The sequence below is a fragment of the Streptomyces sp. NPDC050504 genome (assembly GCF_044458065.1).
Taxonomy (GTDB): domain Bacteria; phylum Actinomycetota; class Actinomycetes; order Streptomycetales; family Streptomycetaceae; genus Streptomyces.
This window is the reverse complement of the sequence record NZ_JBITHO010000007.1, coordinates 343232-366667: the sequence shown is the minus strand read 5'-3', so window position 1 is coordinate 366667 and position 23436 is coordinate 343232. Positions and strand designations below refer to the sequence as shown.

The following is a 23436-nucleotide window of genomic DNA, read 5'->3' as shown; positions in this document are numbered from 1 at the left end:
GGGGCCGCGGTCTCCGGCGCCCACCCGGGCAACGGCACCCCTACCGCGTCGCGCCCCGTGAGGCTCCCGCCGCCCTGCCGCGTCCGCGCGAGACCGCGACCCCCGCGAGGCACACCGCTCCGCCGAGCAGCGTCAACCACCCCGGCACCTCGTCGAGCAGCAGCCACGCCATCAGCACCACGATCGCCGGCACCGCGTAGGTCGTCGCGCCCATCTTCCCCGCGGTCGTGCGCGCCAGCGCGTACGCCCACGTGGTGAAGGCGAGCGCGGTCGGAAAGACCCCGAGGTAGACCATGTTCAGCGTCGCGGACACCGGCGCGTGCGCCGCGTCCTCCACGAGCCGCCCGGCGAACGGCAGGCACGCCACCGCGCCGATCGCGCAGCCGTACGTCGTCGCCTGGAGCGGACTCGCGTGCACCAGCGCGGGCTTCTGCGCGACGACCCCCGCCGCGTACGCGACCGCCGCGACCAGGCAGAGCACCACGCCGAGCACGGACGCCGAGCCGTCGCCCGACATCGACAGGCCCACGATCGCGGCGCCCACGAACGACACGCCCATGCCGAGCAGCAGCCGCTTCGGCAGCCCCTCCTTGAGCAGCCACCCGGCGAGCAGCGCCATCACCAGCGGCCCGATGTTGACCACCAGCGCCGCGGTCCCCGCGTCGACCTTCTGCTCGCCCCAGTTGAGCACCACCGTGTAGAGCCCGAACCAGACGAGGCCCGAGACCGCGATGCCGGGCCAGGCGGCGCGCGGCGGCAGCCCCTCGCGGCGGACCAGACAGATCGCGCCGAGCACCACCGCGCCGCTCAGCAGGCGTCCGAGCGCCAGCGCGCCGGGGGAGTAGGACTCGCCCGCGCTGCGGATCGAGACGAAGGCCGATGCCCAGAGCACGACGGAGACGGCGGCGGCAGCGACGGCGGCGATGCCGGGGGACGAGGTGCGGGAGGCGGCGGGGGCCGCCGGAGCGGCTGGGGTGTTGGCCATGTCCCGATGCTAGGTCACCGACACTTCGGCTGTCACCGAAGTATTTCCGCATCGATCCCGAGCAGCTCGCCCAGCGCCCGCTCGCCCTCCGCGGTCACCTTCACCGCCCGCTCGCTGCCGATGCGCACGCACCAGCCGGCCTCCAGCGCGTGCGCGCAGAGCGCGGCCCCCGCGACGCCCGCCAGGTGCCGCTTGCGCTCCGTCCAGTCCAGGCACGCGCTGACCAGCGGCCTGCGCCCCTTGGTCGCCAGCGGGACGCCCAGGTCCGCGAACCACCCGAGGCCCGCTTCGGTGAGCGCGAAGCCGGTCTCCGTGAGCAGCAGTCCGCGCCCGGCCATCGCGTCCGTGACCGCGATGCCCAGGCGCCCCGCGAGGTGGTCGTAACAGGTGCGCCCGCGCGCCATCGCCGAGCTCGCGCTCGCCGCGCGCAGCGTGTGCGGGCGGTCCCGGCCCGGGATCGCGTGCGAGGCCAGCGACTCGACGAGCGCCGCGGCCGTGGAGTCCGCGAGGCGCACGTAGCGGTGGCGGCCCTGCCGCTCCTCGGCGAGCAGCCCGGCCGCGACCAGCTTCCCCAGGTGTTCGCTCGCGGTGGAGGCGGCGACGCCCGCCGTACGGGCCAGTTCGCTCGCGGTCCAGGCGCGGCCGTCGAGCAGGGACAGGCACATCGTGGCGCGGGTCTCGTCGGCGAAGAGCGCGGCGAAGGCCGCCAGGCGGGCGCCGGGGGACGCGGCCTGTGCCGGGGTCGGGTGGGCTGCGGCGTACGACATGCCCCCAGGGTGCCCTATCGACCCTTCGGCGCGGCCCGAACCGTCTCGTGCCCGAGCAGTGCGTACTGCGCGGCGAGGCCGTCCAGCAGGGCCCGTACGCCCGTCTCGAACGCGCCCTCGTCGACCTTCTCCCGGTGTGCGGCCAGGAGGTGGGCCCGGCCCAGGTGCGGATAGTCCGCCGGGTCGTAGGCGGTCTCGTCCTGGACGAAGCCCCGGGCGAACGAGCCGAGCGCCGAGCCCATGACGAAGTACCGCATGAGGGCGCCGATGTGCGTCGCCTGCGCGGGCGGCCACCCCGCCCTGACCATCGCGCCGAACACCGCGTCGGCCACCTTCAGCCCGGCGGGGCGGCGCCCGGGGCCCTGGGCGAGCACCGGCACGATGTGGGGGTGCGCGGTGAGCGCGGCGCGGTAGGAGACGGCCCAGTCGTGCAGCGCGGTGCGCCAGTCGCGGCCGTCGTCCTCGTCGAACATCGACAGGTCGACCTGGGCGCTGACCGCGTCGGCGACCGCGTCCAGGATCTCGTCCTTGCCCCTGAAGTGGTTGTAGAGGGAGGGCCCGCTGACCCCCAGCTCGGCCGCGAGGCGCCGGGTCGACACGGCGTCGAGCCCCTCGGAGTCGACCAGGGAGCCCGCCGTGGCGACGATGCGGTCTCGGCTGAGGAGGGGCTTGCGCGGTCGGGCCATGCGGCACATAGTAGGGCCTGCCAGCGGGAAACTAGCAGTGTTAGTTAAAGAGGGGGTGGCCGGGCATGGACCTGGAGCTCGACGAGGAGCAGAAGGCCGTACGGCGGCTCGCCGAGGACTTCGTCGGCCGCGAGGTCGCCCCGTACGCCGCCGAGTGGGACCGCGCCGAGAGCGTCGACAGGTCGATCGTGGAGAAGCTCGGCGCGGTGGGCTTCCTCGGCCTCACGATCCCCGAGGAGTACGGCGGCTCGGGCGGCGACCACCTCGCGTACTGCCTGGTCACCGAGGAGCTGGGGCGCGGCGACTCCGCCGTGCGCGGCATCGTCTCCGTCTCCCTGGGACTGGTCGCCAAGACCCTTGCGACCTGGGGCGACGAGGAGCAGAAGCGCACCTGGCTGCCCCGCCTCGCCTCGGGCGACGCGCTGGGCTGCTTCGGCCTCACCGAGCCCGGCACCGGCTCCGACGCGGGCTCGCTGACCACCCGGGCGGTCCGCGACGGCGACGCGTACGTGATCAACGGCAGCAAGACGTTCATCACCAACGGCACCTGGGCCGACGTGGTCCTGCTCTTCGCCCGCACCAACGACACCCCGGGCCACCGGGGCATCTCGGCCTTCCTCGTCCCCGCCGACGCCCCCGGCCTCACCCGCCGCGCCATCCACGGCAAGCTCGGGCTGCGCGGCCAGGCCACCGCCGAGCTGACGCTCGAAGACGTACGGGTCCCGGCCTCCGCGCTGCTCGGCCCCGAGGGCAAGGGCTTCTCGATCGCCATGTCCGCGCTCGCCAAGGGCCGCATGTCGGTCGCCGCGGGCTGCGTGGGCATCGCCGGGGCCGCGCTGGACGCGGCCGTCGGCTACGCCGCCGAGCGCGAGCAGTTCGGCAGGCCCATCGCCTCGTACCAGCTCGTCCAGGAGCTGATCAGCGACATGGCCGTCGACGTGGACGCGGCCCGGCTGCTCACCTGGCGGGTCGCCGACCTGATCGACCGGGGCGAGGAGTTCGCCACGGCCGCCTCCAAGGCCAAACTGTACGCCTCCGAGGCCGCCGTCCGCTGCGCCAACAACGCCCTCCAGGTCTTCGGCGGCTACGGCTACATCGACGAGTACCCGGTCGGCAAACTGCTGCGCGACGCGCGCGTGATGACCCTGTACGAGGGCACCAGCCAGATCCAGAAGCTCATCATCGGCCGCGCCCTGACGGGGGTTTCGGCGTTCTGACGCACGGGTCCTGAGTACGGGATGAGTACCCGTACGGATGTGAGGGCCGCGTTCCGGGAGGAGGCTGCCGTTCATGAGTGAGACACCGGTCAAGCAGCAGAACACCGGGGCGTACTACGGCCAGGCCGTCGCCTCCTTCGCGATCGCGCTCGGCGCGACGGCCTTCGGGATCTACTTCCTGGACGCCGACGCCTGGGTCCGTGCCTTCCTCGCGATAGCCGTCCTCTACCTCACGACCTCGGCCTTCACCCTCTCCAAGGTCGTGCGGGACAAGCAGGAGGCCGGCGGGCTCGCGAACCGGGTCGACCAGGCCAGGCTGGACAAGCTGCTCGCCGAGCACGACCCCTTCCGCAACCCCTCCTGAATCCTCCCGGGATCCTTCCTGACGGACACCGGTCCTAAGCGCTTGCTCACCTTCGGGGTATGGTGTTCGTCCTGCTGACTGGAAGGGGCGAGGGATGAGCACGGCGGAGGGTGCGGCCGACGAGCTGGACGCGGCGTGGGACGAGGTCGCCCCGGACGCGGCCAGGCGGCTGCTGATCGCCGCCGTCGACGCCTTCGCCGAGCGCGGGTACCACGCGACGACCACGCGGGACATCGCGGGGCGCGCCGGGATGAGCCCGGCCGCGCTCTACATCCACTACAAGACCAAGGAAGAGCTCCTGCTGCGGATCAGCAGGATCGGCCACGAGAAGGCCCTCTCGGTCCTGGAGTCGGCGGCCGACGCCGAGGGCACCGCCGCCGAGCGGCTGGCCTCGGCCGTCCGTTCCTTCGTCCGCTGGCACGCCGAGCGGCACACCACGGCGCGGGTCGTGCAGTACGAGCTGGACGCGCTGGGCCCCGAGAACCGCGCGGAGATCGTGGCGCTGCGCCGCAAGAGCGACGCGGTGGTGCGGCGGATCGTGAACGAGGGCGTGGCGGCGGGGGAGTTCGACGTCCCGGACGTCCCCGGCACCACCCTCGCGGTGCTGTCGCTCTGCATCGACGTCGCGCGCTGGTTCAACGCCGGGGGCCGCAGGACGCCGGACGAGGTCGGCGAGCTGTACGCGGGGCTCGTGCTGCGGATGGTGGCGGCGCGGGGCGGTGCCGACGGTCCCGGGGGTGCCGGTGATCCGGGCGGTGTCGGCGGTCCGGGCGCTCGGGAGTAGCCCGGGAGCGGTTCAGAAGTAGTAGCGCGACACCGACTCCGCGACGCAGACCGGCTTGGCGCCGCCCTCGCGCTCCACGGTGACCAGCGCGGTCACCTGCACGCCGCCCCCGGCCTCCGTCACCCCGGTGAGGACCGCGCTCGCCCGCAGCCGCGAGCCGACCGGGACGGGGGCGGGGAAGCGCACCTTGTCGGTGCCGTAGTTGACGCCCATCTTCATGCCCTCGATGCGCAGCACCTGCGGTACGAAGAGGGGCAGCAGCGAGAGCGTCAGATAGCCGTGCGCGATGGTCCGGCCGAAGGGGCCGGCCGCCGCGCGCTCGGGGTCCACGTGGATCCACTGGTGGTCGCCCGTCGCCTCAGCGAAGAGGTCGATCCGCTTCTGGTCGATCTCCAGCCAGTCGCTGTGGCCGAGCTGTTCGCCGACGCCCGCGCGCAGCTCGTCGGCGGAGGCGAAGACCCTGGGCTCACCCATGCTGTAACTCCCTCGGTAGAAGCGTCCGGAGACGTGTCTAAGCGCTTGCTCAGCATGCTGGGGCGGGCAGGTCCTGTCAACGTTCCGTCAACGGACTGCCAGTAGGGTTCGCGGAATGCCGCAGATTCCAGAGAAGATTCACGAGCTCACGGTCGGTCAGCTGTCCGCGCGCAGTGGCGCGGCCGTGTCCGCCCTCCACTTCTACGAGGCCAAGGGCCTGATCAGCAGCCGTCGTACGGCGGGCAACCAGCGCCGCTACGGGCGCGACGCGCTGCGCCGCGTCGCCTTCGTGCGGGCCGCGCAGCGGGTCGGCATCCCGCTCGCCACGATCCGCGACGCGCTCGCGGAGCTGCCGGAGGAGCGGACGCCGAACCGGGAGGACTGGGCGCGGCTGTCCGAGGCGTGGCGCTCGGAGCTGGACGAGCGGATCAAGCAACTGGGGCGGTTGCGGGACCACTTGACGGACTGCATCGGGTGCGGGTGCCTCTCGATGGAGACCTGCGTCCTGTCGAACCCGGACGACGTGTTCGGCACGCGCATGGCAGGCTCCCGCCTGATGGCGGAACGCCCGAAGGAGTAGCGGGGACGGAGGTGTGGGCGGGGGAGCGGTGCGGGCCGGTGGGCGGGCCACTGCGGGGGCTCGCCCGCCGCAGGCGGAAGACGCCCGCCCCGGGCGACGGGACCCGTAGAAGGCGCGTCGCCTCGGGACAACCGCCCCGGAACACCGCGCCCGGCGGACTATTCGTACTCCGTGGCCCCCTTGCGCGTCAGGTACGCGCCGCTCACCGCCTTCGCGATCGCCCGCCCCCCGACCACTCCGCTGTACCGCTCCACCGCGGGCCGGACCACCACGCCCTCCCGCAGGTGCAGCCCCCGCCCCGACACCGTCTCCGCGCCGCTCGCCAGCGCGAGCACCGCCGCCTCGTCGTAGGGGCCCTCGTACAGCCGCGGCACCAGCGGCAGTTCGCCGTCCGCCAGGACCTCCGCGGGGTCCAGCCAGCGCACCGCCCCGTCGACCTCCGCCGACACGTCGAACACCGCGTACCCCACCCCGTCCTCGCGCCGCGCGTCCGCGCCGTACGCCAGGTCCTGGACCCCCGACCCGTACACCTCGCCGAAGATCCCGACCCTGGTCGCGCCCAGCTCCTCCGCGAGCCGCGCCGCGACCCGGGCCGCGCCGTGGCCGTGCACCGCGCGCCAGTACAGGTTCCGCGCGTCCTCCTTCAGCGCGAGCCCCTTCGCACCGAACCCCTTCGACGAGACGAACACCCGCTCCCCGTCGGCGACGTAGGTCAGCAGGCAGGCCGTGCCGTGCAGCTTCTCGGTGAGCACGACCCGCTCGCCGGGCTCGAAGATCCCCGGGTACCGCTGCACGTTCTCGATGTCGACCCACGGCAGCAGGTCCGCCGCCGGCTCCACCTCGCCGTCCATCGTCGGCGGTATCGGCGGCGTCCACTTGGTGATGCCGAGCAGCTCCGCGAAGTCCGTGCCCTCGTCGGCCGCCCGCGCCAGGTCGACCTCCGCCAGCGCGCGCGGCCTGCACACGATGCCCTGCGACAGCTCGCCGCGCAGCCGCACCGCCTTGACCCGGTCCGCCCTGCCGCCCGCGAGCCGTCCCGTCAGCCCCAGTTCGTCGATGAGCCCGGCGGGCAGCACCGACTGCTCCGGTATGTAGAGGGCGACGTCGCCGCTGCGGTACGCGCCCTTCGCGACGACCGCGCGGTAGAGGCCCACCTGCGCGAGCTCCAGCGCGTCGGCGTTCGGATGGTCGTGGACGGTCAGGACTTCTGCGGTGACGCGCAGCGTAGACATGGCGGACTCCAGTGCTTCAGGGGGTGTTCCCGGTGTGTCTCATCGCGGACCACTGTCGCCGCGGGGCGCCCCGCCCGCCATCGAATTACCCGGTCACGGCCCCGCTCCCCGCCCGGTCACGGCCCGGTCATCGCGCCGCTCCCCGCCAGGTCACCGCCCCGCTGTCCGCCGCCGCGACCAGCTCCGCGTTCGACCCCGCGCGCCGCCCGTCGGGGAGGAACAGCACGTCCTCCAGGCCGATCCTGGTGTCGAGGCCGAGCTCCCGCGCCAGCCGCAGCACGGGCCACGCGCCTCCGTCCTCCCCGTGCAGCAGCACCGGTCTGCCGTGCGCCCGCCCCAGCTCCGCGAGGAGCAGCCGGGCCGAGCCCGCGGCCGTCGCCGGGTCCGTGTCCGTGACCTCCGCGAGGACCCGCGCGACCCGCCCGGCCAGCGGGGACGCCAGGAAGCGCCGCACCCCGTCCGTGCCCGACCAGACGCCCGCCTCCACGCCGACCCCGCGCTCCATGAGCGCGGCCGCCAGTTCCTCGGCGCCCGGCTCGTGCCAGTTGACCGACGCGAGGTCGGGCAGCACCGTCCAGGCGCGCACCCGCTCGACGCGCCGCACCGGGTCGGGCTCGGCCCAGGCGCCCGTGGTCACCCCGACGGGCACGGCCACCGCCTCCCGCACCGCCGTCACGGTCGCCGCGACCACCCGCGGCGAGAGCGTGTCACCGCCGCACGGCGTCTTGGGGTGGACGTGCACCTCCGCCGCACCGGCCGCGACGGCGAGCGCGGCGGACTCGGCCATCGCACCGGGCGACAGCGGCACGGCAGCGCAATCACCCGCTCCGCGCTGCCCGTTCAGGCATGCCTGGATCATGTCCCGATGGTGGCACCCGCCACTGACAACGCCCCCGGCACAGGCGCGGCGGCCCCACGCCGCCCGCCCGCCCCTTCGGTCACCGCCCCCGACAGCGACGAGGCGGACCGTCGCACCGCGCCCCCCGTACCGCACGCAACCGCCCGCCCCGCGCACCGCACCTCACGCACCGCACCTCGAACACCGCGCGCCGCTCGGGACACCGCGGGCCGCGCGGCCCGGTCGATCGGCACCCGCCCCCGCCCCCGGTCCCGTCACACGGCTCACGCGACCGACACCAGCACCTCGCCCCGCCGCGCCCGTTTGGCCGCGGCCAGCGCCCGGGACGTCAGCACGGGCTGCGGCACGACGATCCCGCAGCTCCGGCAGACCGGGCCGTACCACGGTTCGTGGGACAGCTCCTGGCGCCAGACGATCCCGGACTCCGCACACACCGGGCACCGTTCTCCCGGTTCGGCCCGCAGCGCTCCTATGAGCCGCCGCAGCACCTCTGCCAGCGGCGCCTTCGGATGGACGGCCGGGTCGTCGCAGCGCGCGACCCCGTTGCCGCCCCAGGTGCGCCGGTGCCAGTCGTCGAAGGAGCCCGGCCGCCGCAGCCCGTGGTGCTTCTCGCGCCTGCGGCGCGCGGCGAACTCCGCCTCGTAGGCGAGCCAGACGGCCCGCGCCTCTTCCACCTCGTCGAGCGCGGCCACGAGCCGCGCCGGATCGGGCGCCCTGTCCTCCGGGTCGATCCCGTGCCTGGAGCACAGGTGGTCCCAGGTCGCCCGGTGCCCATAGGGGGCGAATCGCTCCAGGCACTTGCGCAGTGAGTACCGCCGGAGCGCCATGTCGCACCCCGGATCGCGCACCTGTCTCGCAAGACTCCGAAAACCGGCCATCGTGGCCACCTCCATCGCTGGTACTTCGGCGTCGAAGAATGGACGTACGACTGCCCGTTTCGGCTCCATCGAAAATCGAATGGCCCTCATTCACCGCGTTCGGAGGCCCCTGAGCGAGCTCTCTCGCACGTGATGTGGCGATTCGGAAAAGGTGACTCATGCTCACCTTACTGACGGGTCAAGTCGTCAGTAACCTCCGGCGCAGCCGCACTCCGGAGGAGCACGCATGCCACGACGCACCGTGAAACCCAGCAGAGTCCTCACCGCAGCCGCCGCCGCGCTGACCGTGGGACTCGCCCTGCTGACCCCCGCCAGCCCGGCCGGCGCACTGGCCGAAACCGCCGCGTCCGCACCCGCGGCCGCCGCCGTCCCCGACCACTGCGGCGGCCAGTGCGCCGACGTCCTGCCGCCCGGCGCCAACGGAAGCGCCACGCTTGTGGAGATTCTGGGGAACCAGGCGTTCGGCACGCACCCCAAGCACAGCGACGACCAGCTCGACCGCTACAACGCCCTCGTCGCGGGGCAGAGCGGCCTCACCGACGACCGGCTCACCGACTTCTTCAACGACGCCTCCTTCGGGGTCCCCGACGACCAGGTCGAGTCCGTCGTCAGCCCGCGCGCGGACGTCACCATCACCCGCGACAAGCGGACCGGCGTGCCGCACGTCAAGGGCACCACCCGCTACGGCACGGAGTTCGGCGCCGGGTACGCCGCGGGGCAGGACCGGCTCTGGCTGATGGACCTCTTCCGGCACATCGGCCGGGGCGAGCTGACCTCCTTCGCGGGCGGCGCGCTCGCCAACCAGGGCATGGAGCAGCAGTTCTGGCCGATGGCCCCGTACACCGAGGCCGACCTCAAGGCGCAGGTCGAGCGGATCCGCACCGAGGAGGGACCGCGCGGCGAGCAGGCCATGGCGGACGCCCAGGCGTACGTCGACGGCATCAACGCCTACGCCCGCAAGGCCAAGGACGGCCGGTACTTCCCCGGCGAGTACGTCCTCACCGGGAAGATCGACTCGATCACCAACGTCGGGGAGATCCGGCCCTTCGAGCTCACCGACCTGATCTCCATCGCCTCCGTCGTCGGCGGCCAGTTCGGCGGCGGGGGCGGCGGCGAGGTGCAGGCCGCGCTCTCGCTGCTCGCCGCCCAGCAGAAGTACGGCGTCGTCGAGGGCACCGCCGTCTGGGAGTCCTTCCGCCAGCGCAACGATCCGGAGGCCGTCCTCACCGTCCACGACGGCACCTCCTTCCCGTACGCGCAGAAGCCCGCGAACCCGCGCGGCACCGCGCTGCCCGACCCGGGCACCGTCGTCCCCGAGCCGCTGGTGTACGACCGCACCGGATCGGCGGGCACCGGCGTCAAGTCCCCGGTCAGGGCGCCCGAGGCGCTCAAGCCGCTCCAGGGGATGTACGACAGGGGGGTCCTGCCGCCCGACGCGCTGAAGCCGCGCGGCATGTCGAACGCGCTGATGGTCTCAGGCGCGCACACCGCCAGCGGCAACCCGATCGCCGTGTTCGGCCCGCAGACCGGCTACTTCGCACCGCAGCTGATGATGCTCCAGGAGCTCCAGGGCCCCGGCATCTCCGCGCGAGGCGTCGCCTTCGCCGGGGTCGGGATGTACGTCCAGATGGGCCGGGGCCAGGACTTCGCGTGGTCGGCGACGTCGGCGGCCCAGGACATCACCGACACGTACGCGATCGAGCTGTGCCAGGACGACGTCCACTACCTCCACCGGGGCGTCTGCACCCCGATGGAGAAGCTGGAGAAGAAGAACGCCTGGGCGCCGACCGTCGCCGACTCCACGGCCAAGGGCTCCTACCGCCTCCAGGTCTGGCGCACGGAGTACGGCATCGTCACGCACCGCGCGAAGATCGGCGGCAAGCCCGTCGCGTACACCTCGCTGCGCAGCACCTACGGCCACGAGGCCGACTCGATCATCGGCTTCCAACTGCTCAACGACCCCGAGCGGACGAAGGACGCCGCCTCCTTCCAGCAGGCCGTGTCGCACGTCGACTACGCCTTCAACTGGTTCTACGCGGACTCCCGCACCACCGCCTACTTCAACAGCGGCATGAACCCCGTCCGCGCCGAAGGCGTCGACGCCGCCCTGCCCGTCAAGGCCGAGCAGGCGTACGAGTGGCAGGGCCTCGCGCCCTTCGCGCAGCACCCGCAGTCCGTCGGCCAGGACTACTACGTCTCCTGGAACAACCGGCAGGCCAAGGACTTCAACACCGCCGCGTTCGGCTTCGGTTCCGTGCACCGCGGCGACCTGCTCGACGGGCGGGTGAAGAAGCTCGTCGCCGAGGGCGGCGTCACCAGGGCCTCCCTGACCCGCGCGATGGCCGAGGCGGCCGTCACCGACCTGCGCGGTGAGCAGCTGCTGCCCGAGCTGCTGAAGGTCCTGCGCTCGCAGCCGGTCACCGATCCGGCGCTGAGCACGGCGATCCAGCGGCTGGACAACTGGCGCGCGGGGGGCGCGCAGCGCAAGGAGACCGCGCCCGGCTCCAAGGCGTACGCGCACGCGGACGCGATCCGCACCATGGACGCCTGGTGGCCGCTCCTGATCGAGGCGGAGTTCAAACCCGGTCTCGGCGCCGAGCTGTACGGGGCGCTGACCGCGAGCCTGGCGACCGACGAGTCGCCCGCCGCGAACCACGGCCCCACGGGCGCGCACGGCGGTTCCGCCTTCCAGTACGGCTGGTGGGGCTTCGCCGACAAGGACCTGCGGCAGGTGCTCGGGCAGCCGGTCCAGGGGCGGCTCGCGAAGACCTACTGCGGCGACGGCTCGCTGAGCGCCTGCCGCGACGCGCTGCTCACCACGCTGAAGACGGCCGCGGCCAAGCCCGCGAACGCGGTCTACCCGGGCGACGCGAGCTGCGGCGCGGGCGACCAGTGGTGCACGGACGCGATCGTGCACCGGCCGCTGGGCGGCATCAAGCACAAGACGGTCCACTGGCAGAACAGGCCCACGTACCAGCAGGTCGTGGAGTTCCCCTCGCACCGGTAGCGGCCGGGCGAGGAGCCGGGTAAGGGGCAGGGGCCATGGCGCCCGCCCCTTACCCGGTGTGGTCTCGCACGCCGCCGATCCGGCCCGCCAGCAGCACGAGCCGTGCCAGCTCCTCGTGGCAGATGTCGCTGTGCGCGCCCGACGGCGGCCCGCCGTCCTTCACCACCGCCGCGGTGTCCACGCTCACGCACCCCGCGGCGGGCAGCCCCTCGCGCAGCGCGCGCTCCAGCGTGAGGTCGGGCGTCCCCGGCACGGCCTGGATGCCGTCGGCCCCCATCGCCCACCAGCGGCGGTCCAGCCGCGCGGGGGCCGCGGTCGTCGAGTCGCCCGCGAGCTTGGACGCCAGCGGATAGATCACCCCGAGCGCCGTGTCGTACCGCGAGTAGCAGCCCACCACGGGCCCGTCGACCCGCGCCTGAAGGCCGCTGAGCACGCCGCGGCTGCGCGTGGAGTGCGGTACGGAACCGGAGAACGCGTAGTGCGAGAAGGCCCCCTGGACGAGCGTCAGGGACTTCACGTTGCGCGCCCCCTCCGGCAGCCCGCGCAGCGCGAAGCCGACGAGCCTGGCGCCCTGACTGTGCCCGACGAGGTGGACGCGCGTCCCGGGACGGGTGCGGGCCAGCCGCCCGAGCAGCGGGCCAAGCCCCAGCTCGCCGACCTTCCCCGCGCGGCGCTTCATCGCGTAGTACGTCGCCTGGCGCAGCAGCTCCTTGGCGCCCTTCCAGAGCTTCTTGAGGCCGCCGCCGAGCGCGGCGGGCCGCGCGGGCTCCGGTGCGGACCCGGCGCCCGCGTCCGCCAGGGCCTGCGTGAACCACGTACACACCTTCAAGGTGTCCTCGGAGAGGATCGCCAGGTCGCTCCGCGGCAGCGCGTCCGGCTGGGCGTCGGCCCTGTACCGCGCATCCGGCGAGTCGAAGGGCACCGCCACGAGCCTGCGCACCAGCCGCCCGAAGTCGTCGAACGCCTCGCGCGACTCGGGTCGTTCGGCAAGCAGTACGGCCAGTTCCGCGACGGTCCGCGCCTCCCCGGGGAACAGCTCGACGAGCATCCGGCAGGTCTCGGCGTCCAGCGCGTCCGGGTCCGTCTCCGCGTCCCTGCCGACGAGGCTCCCGAAGTCCGGGATGGGCTCGTCCGCGAAGCGCATCGCGGGCCAGACCACCCCCGCGTACCCGACCCGCGCGCCGCCGTCGCCGAGCAGCCCGGGGAAGGGCGCGTAGAAGCGGGAGTAGAGACTGGTGGCGATCTTCCTGGAGTTGTTCCAGCCGTGGGCGAACACCACCAGGTCGGTGACGTCGAGCCCGTCCAGCGCGGCGCGCTGCCGGGCGTCCGGATCGCCGTCCGCGTCGAAGGTGATCTCCCGGTACGGCTCCACACTCATCGCGTCCACGACCGTCCCCCTCGGCGTCCGGCGGATGCGTTCAGCATCCCGCCGGACGCGGGGGACGGCCATAGCCCGAACGTCCCGGTGTCGCCGGTGATCAGCGCAGGTGCGCGGCCGTGACCCGGGGGAAGTGGATCAGCGCGTCGTACAGGGTGCCCAGCCGGTGCGGGGCCTCGGAGTTCGGCCACGGGTAGGCCGTGCCGATCGTGCGCGTGGGGCGGGTGCCCGCGAGCCAGGCGCGCGCGGGACCGGTCGCCGTGCGCAGGTCCAGGTAGTACGGGCGCTTCGAGACCCGGTCCAGGGTGTGCTCGTTGCTGCCGGCCGCCGGCGGGCCGACCGTGAACTTCCGCATCGGCTCGCCCGGCTGCTCGGTGTCGTTGGCGTTGAACGAGCCCTGCCCGAAGGTCGTGCCGACGGTCACGTAGCCCTTGCCCAGCAGGTCCCGCATGAACGCGCCCTGGACCTTCGGGTAGTGGACGGGATCGGTGGTCTCGTAGCCGACGTGGGCGTTGTGCGCGGACAGGACCATCCGGTCGCCGGTCGTGCGCTGCCACCACACCGTGTTCTCGGCCATGGTCCTGTCGCGGTACTCCATGGCCCGGTGCACGTGCCCCTCGCCGAGGTCGAACGCGTACAGGGTGCCGACCTGGGCGATGGCCCGCGCGTTCTGCACGGCCCAGGCGCGCTCCTCGGCGCTCTTGTCGCGCTTGCCCGGCTTGGCGGGCTTCTCGGGCTTCTGGCCCTCCAGCAGCGCCAGCGCGCGGTTCACGTCCGCCGACATCGACTGCCGTTCGGGCCGCGGCTTCTCCAGGTACCGCTGCATCCAGTCGGCGGTGGGGGCGTTCGGCCGCGACGTCCGGTACAGCTCCTTGAACCGGGGGAGCAGCGCGGGGTGGTGTTCGGCGACGTAGCGCTCGACCCGGTCGAAGAGCGAGGAGGGCGCGTAGCCGACGTCGTTGCCCATGAAGTGCACCCGGTGTTCCGGGTGGCGGACGTTGTGCTGCCGCATCCACCGGATGAGGTCGAGGTACTCCTGGTTGTTCCAGACCGGAGAGTCCAGCGCCTCCCGCATGATCTTCGCCGGGTCGCCCTTGCCGGTCTGCACGTACGCGTCGATCAGCAGCCCGCCGCCCCAGCTGGTCTCCAGGGAGAAGGTGGTGAACCCCTTCTTCTCGACGAGGTGCTCGAATATCCGGTGCTTGGTCCTGAAGAACTCCGACGAGCTGTGGGTCGCCTCGCCGACGCCCACCACCTTGGCATCGCCGACGATCCGCTCCAGCGGACGCAGATCGGTCAACGGGTGTGCGGTGCGGGCTAGTTCGCGGGCGGGGTCGGACGCGGCGGGGTCGGTGGCGCGGGGGGCGGCCCCGGCCGCGGGGGCGACGGACCCGAGGCACAGGGCGGTGAGCAGGCCGAGCAGGGGCAGACGGTGTCGTGTGCGCGATTCCATGTCCCCCACCCTTCCGGCCGGGCCCGGGGGAGGGACAGACGGGCAGCACCCCACCCGCGCCGGGGGACAACCCCCGTGCGCGGGCGGGGAACACCCCCGGTCGGCCGGACGGCGGGGGAGGCTCAGCGGTACAGCAGGTACGACTTCCGTACGGCGCGGAAGGCCGCCAGGTCGGCCCGCCAGGCCCCCGTCACCTCGTCCACGGAGGCGCCCGCGTCGATCATCGTGCGCACCCGGGTGTTGCCCGTGAGCTTGTCGATCCAGTTGTCCGGGCGCCACGCGAAGCCGCTCCAGCTCCGCCTGGCCGTCACCAGCAGCGCGATGCCCGTCCGTACGGGATCGAACGCCTCCCGGTCGTGGACGTGCAACTGCACCCCGCCGACCGTCTTCCCCTGGAACTTGGAGAACGTCGGCGCGAAGTACGCCTCGCGCAGGTGCACGCCGGGCAGGGCGAGCGCGTTCGCCGCCTCCGCCCACCGCCGGTCGATCCCCTCCGCGCCCAACAGCTCGAACGGCCGTGTGGTGCCCCGCCCTTCGGACAGGTTGGTGCCCTCGAAAAGGCAGGTGCCCGAGTAGACCAGCGCGGTGTCGGGCGTCGGCATGTTGGGGCTCGGCGGCACCCACGGCAGGCCCGTCGCGTCGAAGAAGTCGCCGCGCCGCCACCCCGACATCCGTACGGTCTCCAGCTCCACGGGCCGTTCCAGGAACTCCCCGTTGAACAGCAGCGCCAGCTCCGCCACGGTCATGCCGTGCGCCTGTGCGATCGGCTCGCGCCCGACGAACGTCGCGAACGCCTTGTCCAGCACGGGCCCGAGCGCGGCCCGCCCGGTCACCGGGTTCGGCCGGTCGAGCACCACGAACCGCTTGCCCGCCAGGCGCGCCGCCGCCATGCAGTCGTAGAGCGTCCAGATGTACGTGTAGAAGCGGGCGCCCGCGTCCTGGATGTCGAACACCACCGTGTCGACGCCCGAAGCGGTGAAGACGTCCGCGAGCGGCTGCCCGCTCTTGAGGTACGTGTCGTAGACCGGCAGCCCGGTCGCCGGGTCGTCGTACCGCCCCTCGGAGCCGCCCGCCTGCGCGGTGCCCCGGAAGCCGTGCTCGGGGCCGAAGACGGCGACCAGGTCGACCCGTTCGTCCGCGTGCATCTCGTCCACGACGTGCCCGGCCCGAGCGGTGATCCCGGTCGGGTTGGTGACCACGCCCACGCGCTGCCCGGCGAGCGGCCGGTACGCGTCGGCGGCGAGCCGGTCGAAACCGGTGCGCACGCGCGGGCGCCCGTGGCCCTTCGTCCCGGCGGCCGCCGGGGCGGCCAGTGCGCCCACGGTGCCCGCCGCACCTCCGCCGGCGGCCAGCAGTACCCGTCTGGACAGGCTCATTTCCGTACCTCCGCGCTCGGATCCGGTGGAGACCAGGGGGACCGGTTCCCGCACGCTAGCGCGCCGAAGGCGCCACGGGAACGATCCGCACCGACCCTTCCACGACCACATACCGACTGGTTAGTCTGCGAGGGTCGGCGGAGTGGTCGTGGAGAGGCAGGTCCCCATGAGTACGGTCCAGGGCGTCCGGGGCGCGGGCGTGGTCGTCACCGGGGCGGGCGGCGGCATCGGCGCCGCGCTGGCCCGCAGGTTCGCCGCCGAGGGCGCCAAGGTCGTGGTCAACGACATCGACGCGGCCAAGGCCCGGCAGGTCGCGGACGAGCTGGGCGCGATCGCGGTGCCGGGCGACGCGTCCGAGATCGTCGCCGAGGCCCGCGAAGCGCTGGGCGGCGGCATCGACGTGTACTGCGCGAACGCCGGACTCCCCGCGGGGGGCGACGCGTTCGCCGCCGAGGAGGTCTGGGCCACGGCCTGGGACGTCAACGTGATGGCGCACGTACGGGCGGTCCGCGCGCTGCTCCCCGACTGGCTGGAGCGCGGCGACGGCCGGTTCGTCTCCACCGTCTCGGCCGCAGGGCTGCTCACGATGATCGGCGCGGCGCCCTACAGCGCGACCAAGCACGCCGCGCTCGCGTACGCGGAATGGCTCGCGGTCACCTACGGGCACCGCGGCCTGAAGGTCCACGCCATCTGCCCGCAGGGAGTGCGCACCCGGATGCTCGACGCGGCGGGGTCGGCGGGCGAACTGGTCCTGCGGCCCACCGCGATCGAACCCGACCAGGTGGCCGCCGCGCTCTTCGACGCGATGGCCGTCGACCGCTTCCTGGTGCTGCCGCACGCCGAGACCGCGGCGCACTACAGGCTGCGCGCCACGGACACCGAGCAGTGGCTGGGCGGCATGAACCACATCCAGCGGAAGTGGGAAGGAGAGAGCTGTTGACCACCGAGTCCGCTCCCGAGCCCATGCCCGAGCCCACGCCGACGGCGCCCGAGCCGACGCCGACGCCGACGCCGACGGCGCCCGCGCCCGTGCCGACGGCGCCCGAGCCCGCGCAGGCGCGGCCCGCGCCCCGCGGCTATGCGGCCAAGCCCTGGCTCGCCCAGCTCAGCGAGGCCCAGCGCGCCGAGATCCACCCGGCCGACAGCGTCGTCCACCTCTTGAGGGCCGCCGTGGAGCGGGCCCCCGACCGTCCCGCGCTCGTCTACTTCGACGGCCGCCTCAGCTACCGCGAGACCGACGAGCTGTCCGACTCCGTCGCCGGACACCTGACCGCGCGCGGCGTCGCGCGCGGCGACCGCGTCGCCGTCATGCTCCAGAACACCCCGCACTTCGTGCTCGCCGTGCTCGGCGCCTGGAAGGCCGGTGCGACGGTCGTCCCGCTCAACCCGATGTACAAGGCGGGCGAGGTCGGGCACGTACTGCACGACGCCGGGGCGACCGTGCTGATCTGCGCGGACCACGCCTGGGAGGAGTACCTGCGGGAGACGGCGGCCGGCACGCCCGTGCGGTTCGCCCTCACGGCCTGCGAGCGCGACCTCCAGACGCGCGACGACGAGCGGGTCCTCGCCTTCGAGCGGCTGCCGAAGCCCGCCGACGCCGACGACCTGCTGGAGGTGGCGAGGGCGGGCGTGCCCGCGCCGACCTGCCGGGAGCAGGGCCCCGCCGACACCGCGCTGATCAGCTACACGTCGGGCACCAGCGGCACCCCCAAGGGCGCCATGAACACGCACGGCAACATCACGGTCAACGCGGAGCGCCAGCGCCGCGGCCTCCCCCTCGACGAGGGCTCCGGGTACTTCGTGCTCGCCCCGCTCTTCCACATCACGGGCCTGGTCTGCGAACTCGCCGCCTGCCTGGCCAACGCGGGCACCCTGGTCCTCGCGTACCGCTTCCACCCCGGCGTCGTCCTTGACGCCTTCGTCGAGCACCGCCCCGCCTACACCGTCGGGCCCTCCACCGCGTTCATGGCCCTCGCGGCGACGCCGGGGGCGACCCGCGAGCACTTCTCGTCGTTCCGGATCGTCGCATCGGGCGGGGCGCCCGTGCCGCCCGCGCTGGTGGAGGGGTTCCGGGCGGGCTTCGGCCCGTACCTCCACAACGGCTACGGCCTCACGGAGTGCACCGCGCCCTGTGCCGCCGTGCCGCCGGGGAAGGAGGCCCCGGTCGACCCGGTGTCCGGCACGCTCTCGGTCGGGGTCCCCGGGCCCGACACCGTCGTGCGGATCCTCGACGACGAGGGCGCCGAGGTGCCCTTCGGGGAGCAGGGCGAGATCGCGGTGCGCGGCCCGCAGGTCGTCCCCGGCTACTGGCGGCTGCCGGGCCCCACGGCCGAGACCTTCCCCGACGGCGAACTGCGCACCGGGGACGTCGGCTTCATGGACCGGGACGGCTGGCTGTACGTCGTCGACCGCAAGAAGGACATGATCAACGCGTCCGGCTTCAAGGTCTGGCCGCGCGAGGTCGAGGACGTCCTCCACACCCACCCGGCGGTGCGCGAGGCGGCGGTCGTCGGGGTGCCGGACGCGTACCGGGGCGAGACGGTGCGGGCGTACGTCAGCCTGCGGCCCGGCGCGGCCGCGGGACCGGACGAGCTGTCGGCGTACTGCGCGCAGCGGCTGGCCGCGTACAAGTACCCGAGGGAGGTGGAGATCCTGCCCGAGCTGCCGAAGACGGCGAGTGGGAAGATCCTCAGGAGGGATCTGCGTTCCCGCTGAGGCGGGGGCGGCACGGTACGGGTACGGGTACGGAGCGGGAAGGCTGGTGGTGGCGGCGATGTCTGCCGGGACGACGGGAGAAGGGGCGGGCGCCGTCGCCGAGGGCACCGGCCGCGAGGGCGCCGGACCCGTGCCGCAGCGGCTGCTGGCCGCCGCCACCAGGCTCTTCGCCGAGCGCGGCTACGACCGGACGTCGGTCCAGGAGATCGTCGAGGCGGCGGGCGTCACCAAGGGGGCGCTCTACCACTACTTCGGCTCCAAGGAGGACCTGCTCCAGGAGGTGTACGCCCGGGTGCTGCGGCTCCAGCAGGAGCGGCTGGACGCCTTCGCGGGCGCCGACGCGCCCGTCGAGCGGCGGCTGCGGGACGCGGCGGCCGACGTGGTCGTGACGACGATCGAGAACCTCGACGACGCGTCGATCTTCTTCCGCTCGATGCACCACCTGAGCCCGGAGAAGAACCGGCAGGTGCGGGCGGAACGGCGGCAGTACCACGAGCGGTTCAGGTCGCTGGTGGAGGAGGGGCAGAAGGCGGGGGTGTTCTCGGCCCAGACCCCGGCGGACCTGGTGGTGGACTACCACTTCGGGTCCGTCCACCACCTGTCGACGTGGTACCGCCCGGACGGCCCCCTGTCCCCCCAGGAAGTGGCGGACCACCTGGCAGGCCTCCTCCTGAGAGCACTGCGCCCGTAGGGGCGGGTGCGGGTTCCGCCGCGAGGGGCGGCACCCCACCCCGCGCCCCTTTCGGGGCGCGGGGAACTGCGCGAGAGTGGGGCACACGCCGCACGTACCCACCCACCCCGAGCGGGCTCGCCACCCGGGTCCCCACCCGCCCCCGCGCAGCGGCCCCCGCCCCCGGCAGGGTTTCGGGAAGGGGCGGGTAGGGGACCGCCCGCCGCAGGCGAAACGGCGCCCCCGGGCAACGGCACCCCGTAAGGGCAACGGCCCCTACTCCGCGTACCGCCTCAACTCGCGCCGCGCCAGCGACCGCTGATGGACCTCGTCCGGCCCGTCCGCGAGCCGCAGCGTCCGCGCCCCCGCCCAGAGCTCCGCCAACGGAAAGTCCTGACTCACACCCCCCGCCCCGTGCACCTGCACCGCCCGGTCCAGGATCTCCACCACCGCCCGAGGCGTCGCGATCTTGATCGCCTGGATCTCGGTGTGCGCGCCCCGGTTCCCGACCGTGTCCATCAGCCACGCCGTCTTCAGCACCAGCAGCCGCAACTGCTCGACCTGCACCCGCGCGTCCGCGATCCACTCCTGCACCACGCCCTGCGCGGCGATCGGTTTGCCGAAGGCGGTCCGGGAGACGGCCCGTCGGCACATCAGCTCGATCGCCCGCTCGGCCGTCCCGATCAGCCGCATGCAGTGGTGGATCCGTCCGGGTCCGAGCCGCGCCTGGGCGATGGCGAAGCCGCCGCCCTCCTCGCCCACGAGGTTCGCGGCGGGCACCCGCACCCGGTCGAAGAGGACCTCGGCGTGCCCGCCGTGGGCGTGGTCCTCGTACCCGTACACGCTCATCGCGCGGCGGACCTCGACGCCCGCCGCGTCCCTCGGCACGAGGACCATCGACTGCTGGCGCCTGACGTCCGCGCCGCCCGGATCGGTCTTGCCCATCACGATGAAGACCTTGCAGTCGGGGTTCATCGCCCCGGAGATGTACCACTTGCGGCCCGTGACGACGTACTCGTCGCCGTCGCGCTCGATGCGCGTCTCGATGTTCGTCGCGTCCGACGAGGCGACCTCGGGCTCGGTCATCGCGAACGCCGAGCGGATCTCCCCGGCGAGCAGCGGCTCCAGCCACTGCTTGCGCTGCGCCTCGGAGCCGAACTCCGCGAGCAGTTCCATGTTCCCCGTGTCGGGCGCCGCGCAGTTCAGCGCGGTCGGCGCCAACTGCGGCGAGCGGCCGGTGATTTCGGCGAGCGGCGCGTACTGCGTGTTCGTCAGCCCCGCCCCGTACCGCGCGTCGGGCAGGAAGAGGTTCCACAGCCCGCGCCGCCGCGCCTCGGCCTTCAACTCGCCCACCACCGCGGGCGTGTCCCACGGCGAGGCGAGCGCGGCGCGCTGCTCGCGGGCGACGGCCTCCGCCGGATGCACCCGCTCGTCCATGAAGGCCAGGAGCGCGGCGCGCAGTTCCTCGGTCCGTGCGTCGTATGCGAAGTCCATGTGTCTCAGCCTTCCCGGAGGGTCGTGAGGCCGTGCTCGACGAAGACGGGGACCAGTTCGCCGATCCGGTCGAAGCCCGCGCCCACGGTCTGCCCCAGCGTGTAGCGGTAGTGGATGCCTTCGAGGATCACCGCGAGCTTGAACCACGCGAAGGCGGTGTACCAGTCGACGGCCGACGCGTCGCGCCCGGACCGGGCCGCGTAGCGCTCGACCAGCTCGGCGGGGGAGGGGTGGCCGGGCGCGCCAGCCGTCGTGGAGACCGGCGAGTGCGGCAGGTCCAGGTCGGTGCTGTACATCACGAGCAGCCCGAGGTCGGTGAGCGGGTCGCCGAGCGTGGACATCTCCCAGTCCAGTACGGCCCTGATCCGGTCGCCGTCCGACGCGTCCCCGATGAGGACGTTGTCGAGCCGGTAGTCGCCGTGCACGACCGTCGGGGCGGGCGAGGCGGGCAGCCTGCGGCCCAGCGTGGCGTGCAGCTCGTCGATCCCGGCCAGCTCGCGGTTGCGGGACGCGTCCAACTGCTTCCCCCACCGCCGCAGTTGCCGGTCGAGGAAGCCGTCGGGCCGTCCGAAGTCGGCGAGCCCCACCGCGTCGGGCTTTACGGCGTGCAGTTCGACCAGCGTGTCGACCAGTCCGAGGACGGCGGCGCGGGTGCGTCCGGGGCCGAGCGCGGCGAGTTGCCCTCCGTCGCGGTACGGGGTCCCCTCGACGAACTCCATGACGTAGAACGGCGCTCCGAGCACCGACTCGTCCTCGCAGAGCAGCACGGTCTCCGGCACGGGCACCGGGGTCCCGCGCAGCGCGGTGACCACCCGGTGCTCGCGGCGCATGTCGTGCGCGGTGGCCAGGACGTGCCCGAGCGGCGGCCTGCGCACCACCCACCGGCCCGTCCCGTCCTCCACCGCGTACGTCAGGTTGGAGCGGCCGCCCTCGATGAGCCGCGCGGTCAGCGGGCCGCGCACCAGCCCGGGGCGCTCGCGGTCGAGGTGGCCGCGCAGCCGCTCGGGATCGAGGCCGGGTGGCGGGGTCGGGCTCATGTGTTCGCTCCTCCGGGGGTGCCGTTGGGACGCCGCTCATGATGACCGACCAGTCGGTATGTCGTCCAGGGGGTTGCCGGGGAGCGGCCCGGGGGCGACGGGAAGGTATCGGTGCCCGCCTCTGGTCGAGCGGACGTGTTTCTGAATAGAGTTCACGTATGGATACGCGACTGCTGATCGACGAAGTGCGGCTCACTCCGATCCTGATAGCCGACCCGCCCCTGCTCAACACCCAGGGCGTCCACCAGCCCCACACGCCCCGCCTCATCGTGGAAGTCGTCACCCGGGGCGGCGAGTACGGCGTGGGGGAGACCTACGGAGACACCCGCTACCTCCGCGCCGCCGCTCCGCTGGCCGCCGCGCTCCCCGGCCGCTCGGTCACGGACGTGAACGGCCTGTTCCGGCTCGCGGCCGAGTCCGGCGCCCCGGACGGCCCGGGGGCCCCGTCCGCCACGGCCGACGACACCCGGGTCGACGCGGGCGGCCTGCGCGGCGTCCAGAACGCCGAGAAGCTGATGCTCTCCGTCGTCTCCGCCTTCGAGGTCGCCTGCCTCGACGCGCTCGGCAAGTCGCTCGGCCTGCCGGTGCACGCCCTGCTCGGCGGCAAGGTCAGGGACCGCGTCGAGTACAGCGCGTACCTCTTCTACCGCTGGGCCGAGCACCCGGCGGGCGGCGGGAGCGACGGCTGGCCGCAGGCGCTCAACCCGGCCGGGATCGTGGCGCAGGCCCGCCGCCTGGCCCGCGAGCACGGCTTCACCTCCTTCAAGCTCAAGGGCGGGGTGTTCGCCGCGGACGAGGAGGTCGCGGCGATCAGGGCGCTGGCCGACGCGTTCCCCGGCAGGCCCCTGCGCCTGGACCCGAACGGCGCCTGGGACGTGGAGACCTCCGTGCGCGTGGCGCACGAGCTCGCGGGCGTCCTGGAGTACCTGGAGGACCCGACGACCGGCACGCCCGCGATGGCCGAGGTGGCGGCCCGCACCGACGTGCCGCTCGCCACCAACATGTGCGTGACCACGCTCGCCGAGGTCCCCGAGGCGTTCACCAGGGGCGCGGTGCGGATCGTGCTCAGCGACCACCACTACTGGGGCGGCCTCGGGCGCACCCGCGACCTGGCCGCGATCTGCGGGGCGTTCGGCGTCGGCCTGTCCATGCACTCCAACACGCACCTGGGCATCAGCCTCGCCGCCATGACGCACGCCGCCGCGGTCGTCCCGCACCTGGACCACGCCTGCGACACGCACTACCCCTGGCAGACCGAGGACGTCATCACCGCGCGCCACGTCTTCGACGGCGGCGGCCTCGTCGTGCCGGACGCGCCCGGCCTCGGCGTCGAGCTGGACCGCGACGCGCTCGCCGCGCTGCACAAGCGGTGGCAGGACGACGACGGGACGATGCACGACCGCGACGACGCGGCGGCGCTGAGCAGGGCGAGGGAGGCGGGCGCCTGAGAACCGGCGGGCGCCTGAGAACCGGCGGGCGC

General features: G+C 73.5%; 21 protein-coding genes. 9 read left to right on the top strand and 12 right to left on the bottom strand.

What is annotated here, in order from left to right:
- Positions 1–40: 40 nt before the first annotated feature.
- Genes ACIBNE_RS27555 through ACIBNE_RS27545 form a run of 3 tightly spaced genes read right to left on the bottom strand, consistent with a single transcriptional unit; the run spans position 41 to position 2438 of the window.
- Positions 41–985, bottom strand: coding sequence for a DMT family transporter (locus tag ACIBNE_RS27555; protein ID WP_399276078.1), 945 nt, complete (start codon positions 983–985; stop codon positions 41–43).
- Between the two features lie 32 nt (positions 986–1017).
- Positions 1018–1752 (bottom strand): ArsR/SmtB family transcription factor, encoded by a 735-nt coding sequence (locus ACIBNE_RS27550; RefSeq protein ID WP_399276076.1) that lies wholly within the window; start codon positions 1750–1752, stop codon positions 1018–1020.
- 14 nt (positions 1753–1766) lie between these two features.
- Positions 1767–2438 carry a TetR/AcrR family transcriptional regulator gene (locus tag ACIBNE_RS27545; protein ID WP_399276074.1) on the bottom strand — a complete coding sequence of 224 codons (672 nt, stop codon included), beginning with the start codon at positions 2436–2438 and terminating at the stop codon, positions 1767–1769.
- A 65-nt stretch (positions 2439–2503) separates the two neighbouring features.
- On the opposite strand from ACIBNE_RS27545, the gene ACIBNE_RS27540 reads away from it, so the two are divergent.
- The 3 genes from ACIBNE_RS27540 to ACIBNE_RS27530 all read left to right on the top strand — a co-directional run bounded on the left by ACIBNE_RS27540 (position 2504) and on the right by ACIBNE_RS27530 (position 4803).
- Positions 2504–3655 carry an acyl-CoA dehydrogenase family protein gene (locus ACIBNE_RS27540; protein WP_399276072.1) on the top strand — a complete coding sequence of 384 codons (1152 nt, stop codon included), beginning with the start codon at positions 2504–2506 and terminating at the stop codon, positions 3653–3655.
- A gap of 73 nt (positions 3656–3728) precedes the next feature.
- Positions 3729–4019, top strand: a complete 291-nt coding sequence (locus ACIBNE_RS27535) for a YiaA/YiaB family inner membrane protein (RefSeq protein ID WP_399276070.1) — start codon at positions 3729–3731, stop codon at positions 4017–4019.
- Between the two features lie 94 nt (positions 4020–4113).
- Positions 4114–4803 (top strand): TetR/AcrR family transcriptional regulator, encoded by a 690-nt coding sequence (locus ACIBNE_RS27530; RefSeq protein WP_399276068.1) that lies wholly within the window; start codon positions 4114–4116, stop codon positions 4801–4803.
- A 12-nt stretch (positions 4804–4815) separates the two neighbouring features.
- On the opposite strand, the gene ACIBNE_RS27525 is transcribed toward ACIBNE_RS27530, so the two are convergent.
- Positions 4816–5277: a MaoC family dehydratase gene (locus tag ACIBNE_RS27525; RefSeq protein WP_399276065.1), complete on the bottom strand. Its 462-nt coding sequence runs from the start codon at positions 5275–5277 to the stop codon at positions 4816–4818.
- A gap of 115 nt (positions 5278–5392) precedes the next feature.
- Between ACIBNE_RS27525 and soxR the strand changes: the two genes are divergently transcribed.
- Positions 5393–5857 (top strand): redox-sensitive transcriptional activator SoxR, encoded by a 465-nt coding sequence (gene soxR, locus ACIBNE_RS27520; protein WP_399276063.1) that lies wholly within the window; start codon positions 5393–5395, stop codon positions 5855–5857.
- 158 nt (positions 5858–6015) lie between these two features.
- On the opposite strand, the gene ACIBNE_RS27515 is transcribed toward soxR, so the two are convergent.
- From ACIBNE_RS27515 to ACIBNE_RS27505, 3 genes are all read right to left on the bottom strand, one after another.
- On the bottom strand, positions 6016–7089 hold the full coding sequence (locus ACIBNE_RS27515) for an RNA ligase (ATP) (RefSeq protein WP_399276061.1): 1074 nt from the start codon (positions 7087–7089) through the stop codon (positions 6016–6018).
- A gap of 127 nt (positions 7090–7216) precedes the next feature.
- Positions 7217–7948, bottom strand: coding sequence for a 3-keto-5-aminohexanoate cleavage protein (locus ACIBNE_RS27510; protein WP_399276060.1), 732 nt, complete (start codon positions 7946–7948; stop codon positions 7217–7219).
- A 263-nt stretch (positions 7949–8211) separates the two neighbouring features.
- Complete coding sequence (locus tag ACIBNE_RS27505) at positions 8212–8826, bottom strand: hypothetical protein (RefSeq protein ID WP_399276058.1); 615 nt, start codon at positions 8824–8826, stop codon at positions 8212–8214.
- 226 nt (positions 8827–9052) lie between these two features.
- Between ACIBNE_RS27505 and ACIBNE_RS27500 the strand changes: the two genes are divergently transcribed.
- Positions 9053–11833 carry a penicillin acylase family protein gene (locus ACIBNE_RS27500; protein ID WP_399276056.1) on the top strand — a complete coding sequence of 927 codons (2781 nt, stop codon included), beginning with the start codon at positions 9053–9055 and terminating at the stop codon, positions 11831–11833.
- A gap of 49 nt (positions 11834–11882) precedes the next feature.
- Here ACIBNE_RS27500 and ACIBNE_RS27495 read toward each other — a convergent pair whose 3' ends face one another.
- From ACIBNE_RS27495 to ACIBNE_RS27485, 3 genes are all read right to left on the bottom strand, one after another.
- Complete coding sequence (locus ACIBNE_RS27495) at positions 11883–13211, bottom strand: serine-threonine protein kinase (protein WP_399276304.1); 1329 nt, start codon at positions 13209–13211, stop codon at positions 11883–11885.
- Positions 13212–13311: 100 nt separating this feature from the next.
- On the bottom strand, positions 13312–14664 hold the full coding sequence (locus ACIBNE_RS27490) for an erythromycin esterase family protein (RefSeq protein ID WP_399276054.1): 1353 nt from the start codon (positions 14662–14664) through the stop codon (positions 13312–13314).
- A gap of 122 nt (positions 14665–14786) precedes the next feature.
- Positions 14787–16040, bottom strand: a complete 1254-nt coding sequence (locus ACIBNE_RS27485; RefSeq protein ID WP_399276052.1) for an exo-beta-N-acetylmuramidase NamZ domain-containing protein — start codon at positions 16038–16040, stop codon at positions 14787–14789.
- A 166-nt stretch (positions 16041–16206) separates the two neighbouring features.
- Between ACIBNE_RS27485 and ACIBNE_RS27480 the strand changes: the two genes are divergently transcribed.
- The 3 genes from ACIBNE_RS27480 to ACIBNE_RS27470 are packed head-to-tail and all read left to right on the top strand — an operon-like array spanning position 16207 to position 19446.
- Positions 16207–16980, top strand: a complete 774-nt coding sequence (locus tag ACIBNE_RS27480; RefSeq protein WP_399276050.1) for an SDR family oxidoreductase — start codon at positions 16207–16209, stop codon at positions 16978–16980.
- Between the two features lie 23 nt (positions 16981–17003).
- The gene (locus ACIBNE_RS27475) at positions 17004–18755 is read left to right on the top strand and encodes a class I adenylate-forming enzyme family protein (protein ID WP_399276302.1); all 1752 of its coding nucleotides are present in this window, start codon (positions 17004–17006) and stop codon (positions 18753–18755) included.
- A gap of 58 nt (positions 18756–18813) precedes the next feature.
- On the top strand, positions 18814–19446 hold the full coding sequence (locus tag ACIBNE_RS27470) for a TetR/AcrR family transcriptional regulator (protein WP_399276048.1): 633 nt from the start codon (positions 18814–18816) through the stop codon (positions 19444–19446).
- Between the two features lie 255 nt (positions 19447–19701).
- Here ACIBNE_RS27470 and ACIBNE_RS27465 read toward each other — a convergent pair whose 3' ends face one another.
- Both ACIBNE_RS27465 and ACIBNE_RS27460 read right to left on the bottom strand, forming a co-directional pair.
- Positions 19702–20919, bottom strand: coding sequence for an acyl-CoA dehydrogenase family protein (locus ACIBNE_RS27465; RefSeq protein ID WP_399276046.1), 1218 nt, complete (start codon positions 20917–20919; stop codon positions 19702–19704).
- A 5-nt stretch (positions 20920–20924) separates the two neighbouring features.
- Positions 20925–21956, bottom strand: a complete 1032-nt coding sequence (locus ACIBNE_RS27460; protein WP_399276044.1) for a phosphotransferase family protein — start codon at positions 21954–21956, stop codon at positions 20925–20927.
- A gap of 158 nt (positions 21957–22114) precedes the next feature.
- Here ACIBNE_RS27460 and ACIBNE_RS27455 point away from each other — a divergent pair, with 158 nt between their 5' ends.
- Complete coding sequence (locus ACIBNE_RS27455; RefSeq protein ID WP_399276042.1) at positions 22115–23404, top strand: enolase C-terminal domain-like protein; 1290 nt, start codon at positions 22115–22117, stop codon at positions 23402–23404.
- Positions 23405–23436: the final 32 nt, after the last annotated feature.

Bases quoted from the DNA above. Each gene is read 5' to 3' on its own strand.
- ACIBNE_RS27555 (WP_399276078.1), bottom strand. From the start codon at position 985: ATGGCCAACACCCCAGCCGCTCCGGCGGCCCCCGCCGCCTCCCGCACC.
- ACIBNE_RS27550 (WP_399276076.1), bottom strand. From the start codon at position 1,752: ATGTCGTACGCCGCAGCCCACCCGACCCCGGCACAGGCCGCGTCCCCC.
- ACIBNE_RS27545 (WP_399276074.1), bottom strand. From the start codon at position 2,438: ATGGCCCGACCGCGCAAGCCCCTCCTCAGCCGAGACCGCATCGTCGCC.
- ACIBNE_RS27540 (WP_399276072.1), top strand. From the start codon at position 2,504: ATGGACCTGGAGCTCGACGAGGAGCAGAAGGCCGTACGGCGGCTCGCC.
- ACIBNE_RS27535 (WP_399276070.1), top strand. From the start codon at position 3,729: ATGAGTGAGACACCGGTCAAGCAGCAGAACACCGGGGCGTACTACGGC.
- ACIBNE_RS27530 (WP_399276068.1), top strand. From the start codon at position 4,114: ATGAGCACGGCGGAGGGTGCGGCCGACGAGCTGGACGCGGCGTGGGAC.
- ACIBNE_RS27525 (WP_399276065.1), bottom strand. From the start codon at position 5,277: ATGGGTGAGCCCAGGGTCTTCGCCTCCGCCGACGAGCTGCGCGCGGGC.
- soxR (WP_399276063.1), top strand. From the start codon at position 5,393: ATGCCGCAGATTCCAGAGAAGATTCACGAGCTCACGGTCGGTCAGCTG.
- ACIBNE_RS27515 (WP_399276061.1), bottom strand. From the start codon at position 7,089: ATGTCTACGCTGCGCGTCACCGCAGAAGTCCTGACCGTCCACGACCAT.
- ACIBNE_RS27510 (WP_399276060.1), bottom strand. From the start codon at position 7,948: ATGATCCAGGCATGCCTGAACGGGCAGCGCGGAGCGGGTGATTGCGCT.
- ACIBNE_RS27505 (WP_399276058.1), bottom strand. From the start codon at position 8,826: ATGGCCGGTTTTCGGAGTCTTGCGAGACAGGTGCGCGATCCGGGGTGC.
- ACIBNE_RS27500 (WP_399276056.1), top strand. From the start codon at position 9,053: ATGCCACGACGCACCGTGAAACCCAGCAGAGTCCTCACCGCAGCCGCC.
- ACIBNE_RS27495 (WP_399276304.1), bottom strand. From the start codon at position 13,211: ATGAGTGTGGAGCCGTACCGGGAGATCACCTTCGACGCGGACGGCGAT.
- ACIBNE_RS27490 (WP_399276054.1), bottom strand. From the start codon at position 14,664: ATGGAATCGCGCACACGACACCGTCTGCCCCTGCTCGGCCTGCTCACC.
- ACIBNE_RS27485 (WP_399276052.1), bottom strand. From the start codon at position 16,040: ATGAGCCTGTCCAGACGGGTACTGCTGGCCGCCGGCGGAGGTGCGGCG.
- ACIBNE_RS27480 (WP_399276050.1), top strand. From the start codon at position 16,207: ATGAGTACGGTCCAGGGCGTCCGGGGCGCGGGCGTGGTCGTCACCGGG.
- ACIBNE_RS27475 (WP_399276302.1), top strand. From the start codon at position 17,004: ATGCCCGAGCCCACGCCGACGGCGCCCGAGCCGACGCCGACGCCGACG.
- ACIBNE_RS27470 (WP_399276048.1), top strand. From the start codon at position 18,814: ATGTCTGCCGGGACGACGGGAGAAGGGGCGGGCGCCGTCGCCGAGGGC.
- ACIBNE_RS27465 (WP_399276046.1), bottom strand. From the start codon at position 20,919: ATGGACTTCGCATACGACGCACGGACCGAGGAACTGCGCGCCGCGCTC.
- ACIBNE_RS27460 (WP_399276044.1), bottom strand. From the start codon at position 21,956: ATGAGCCCGACCCCGCCACCCGGCCTCGATCCCGAGCGGCTGCGCGGC.
- ACIBNE_RS27455 (WP_399276042.1), top strand. From the start codon at position 22,115: ATGGATACGCGACTGCTGATCGACGAAGTGCGGCTCACTCCGATCCTG.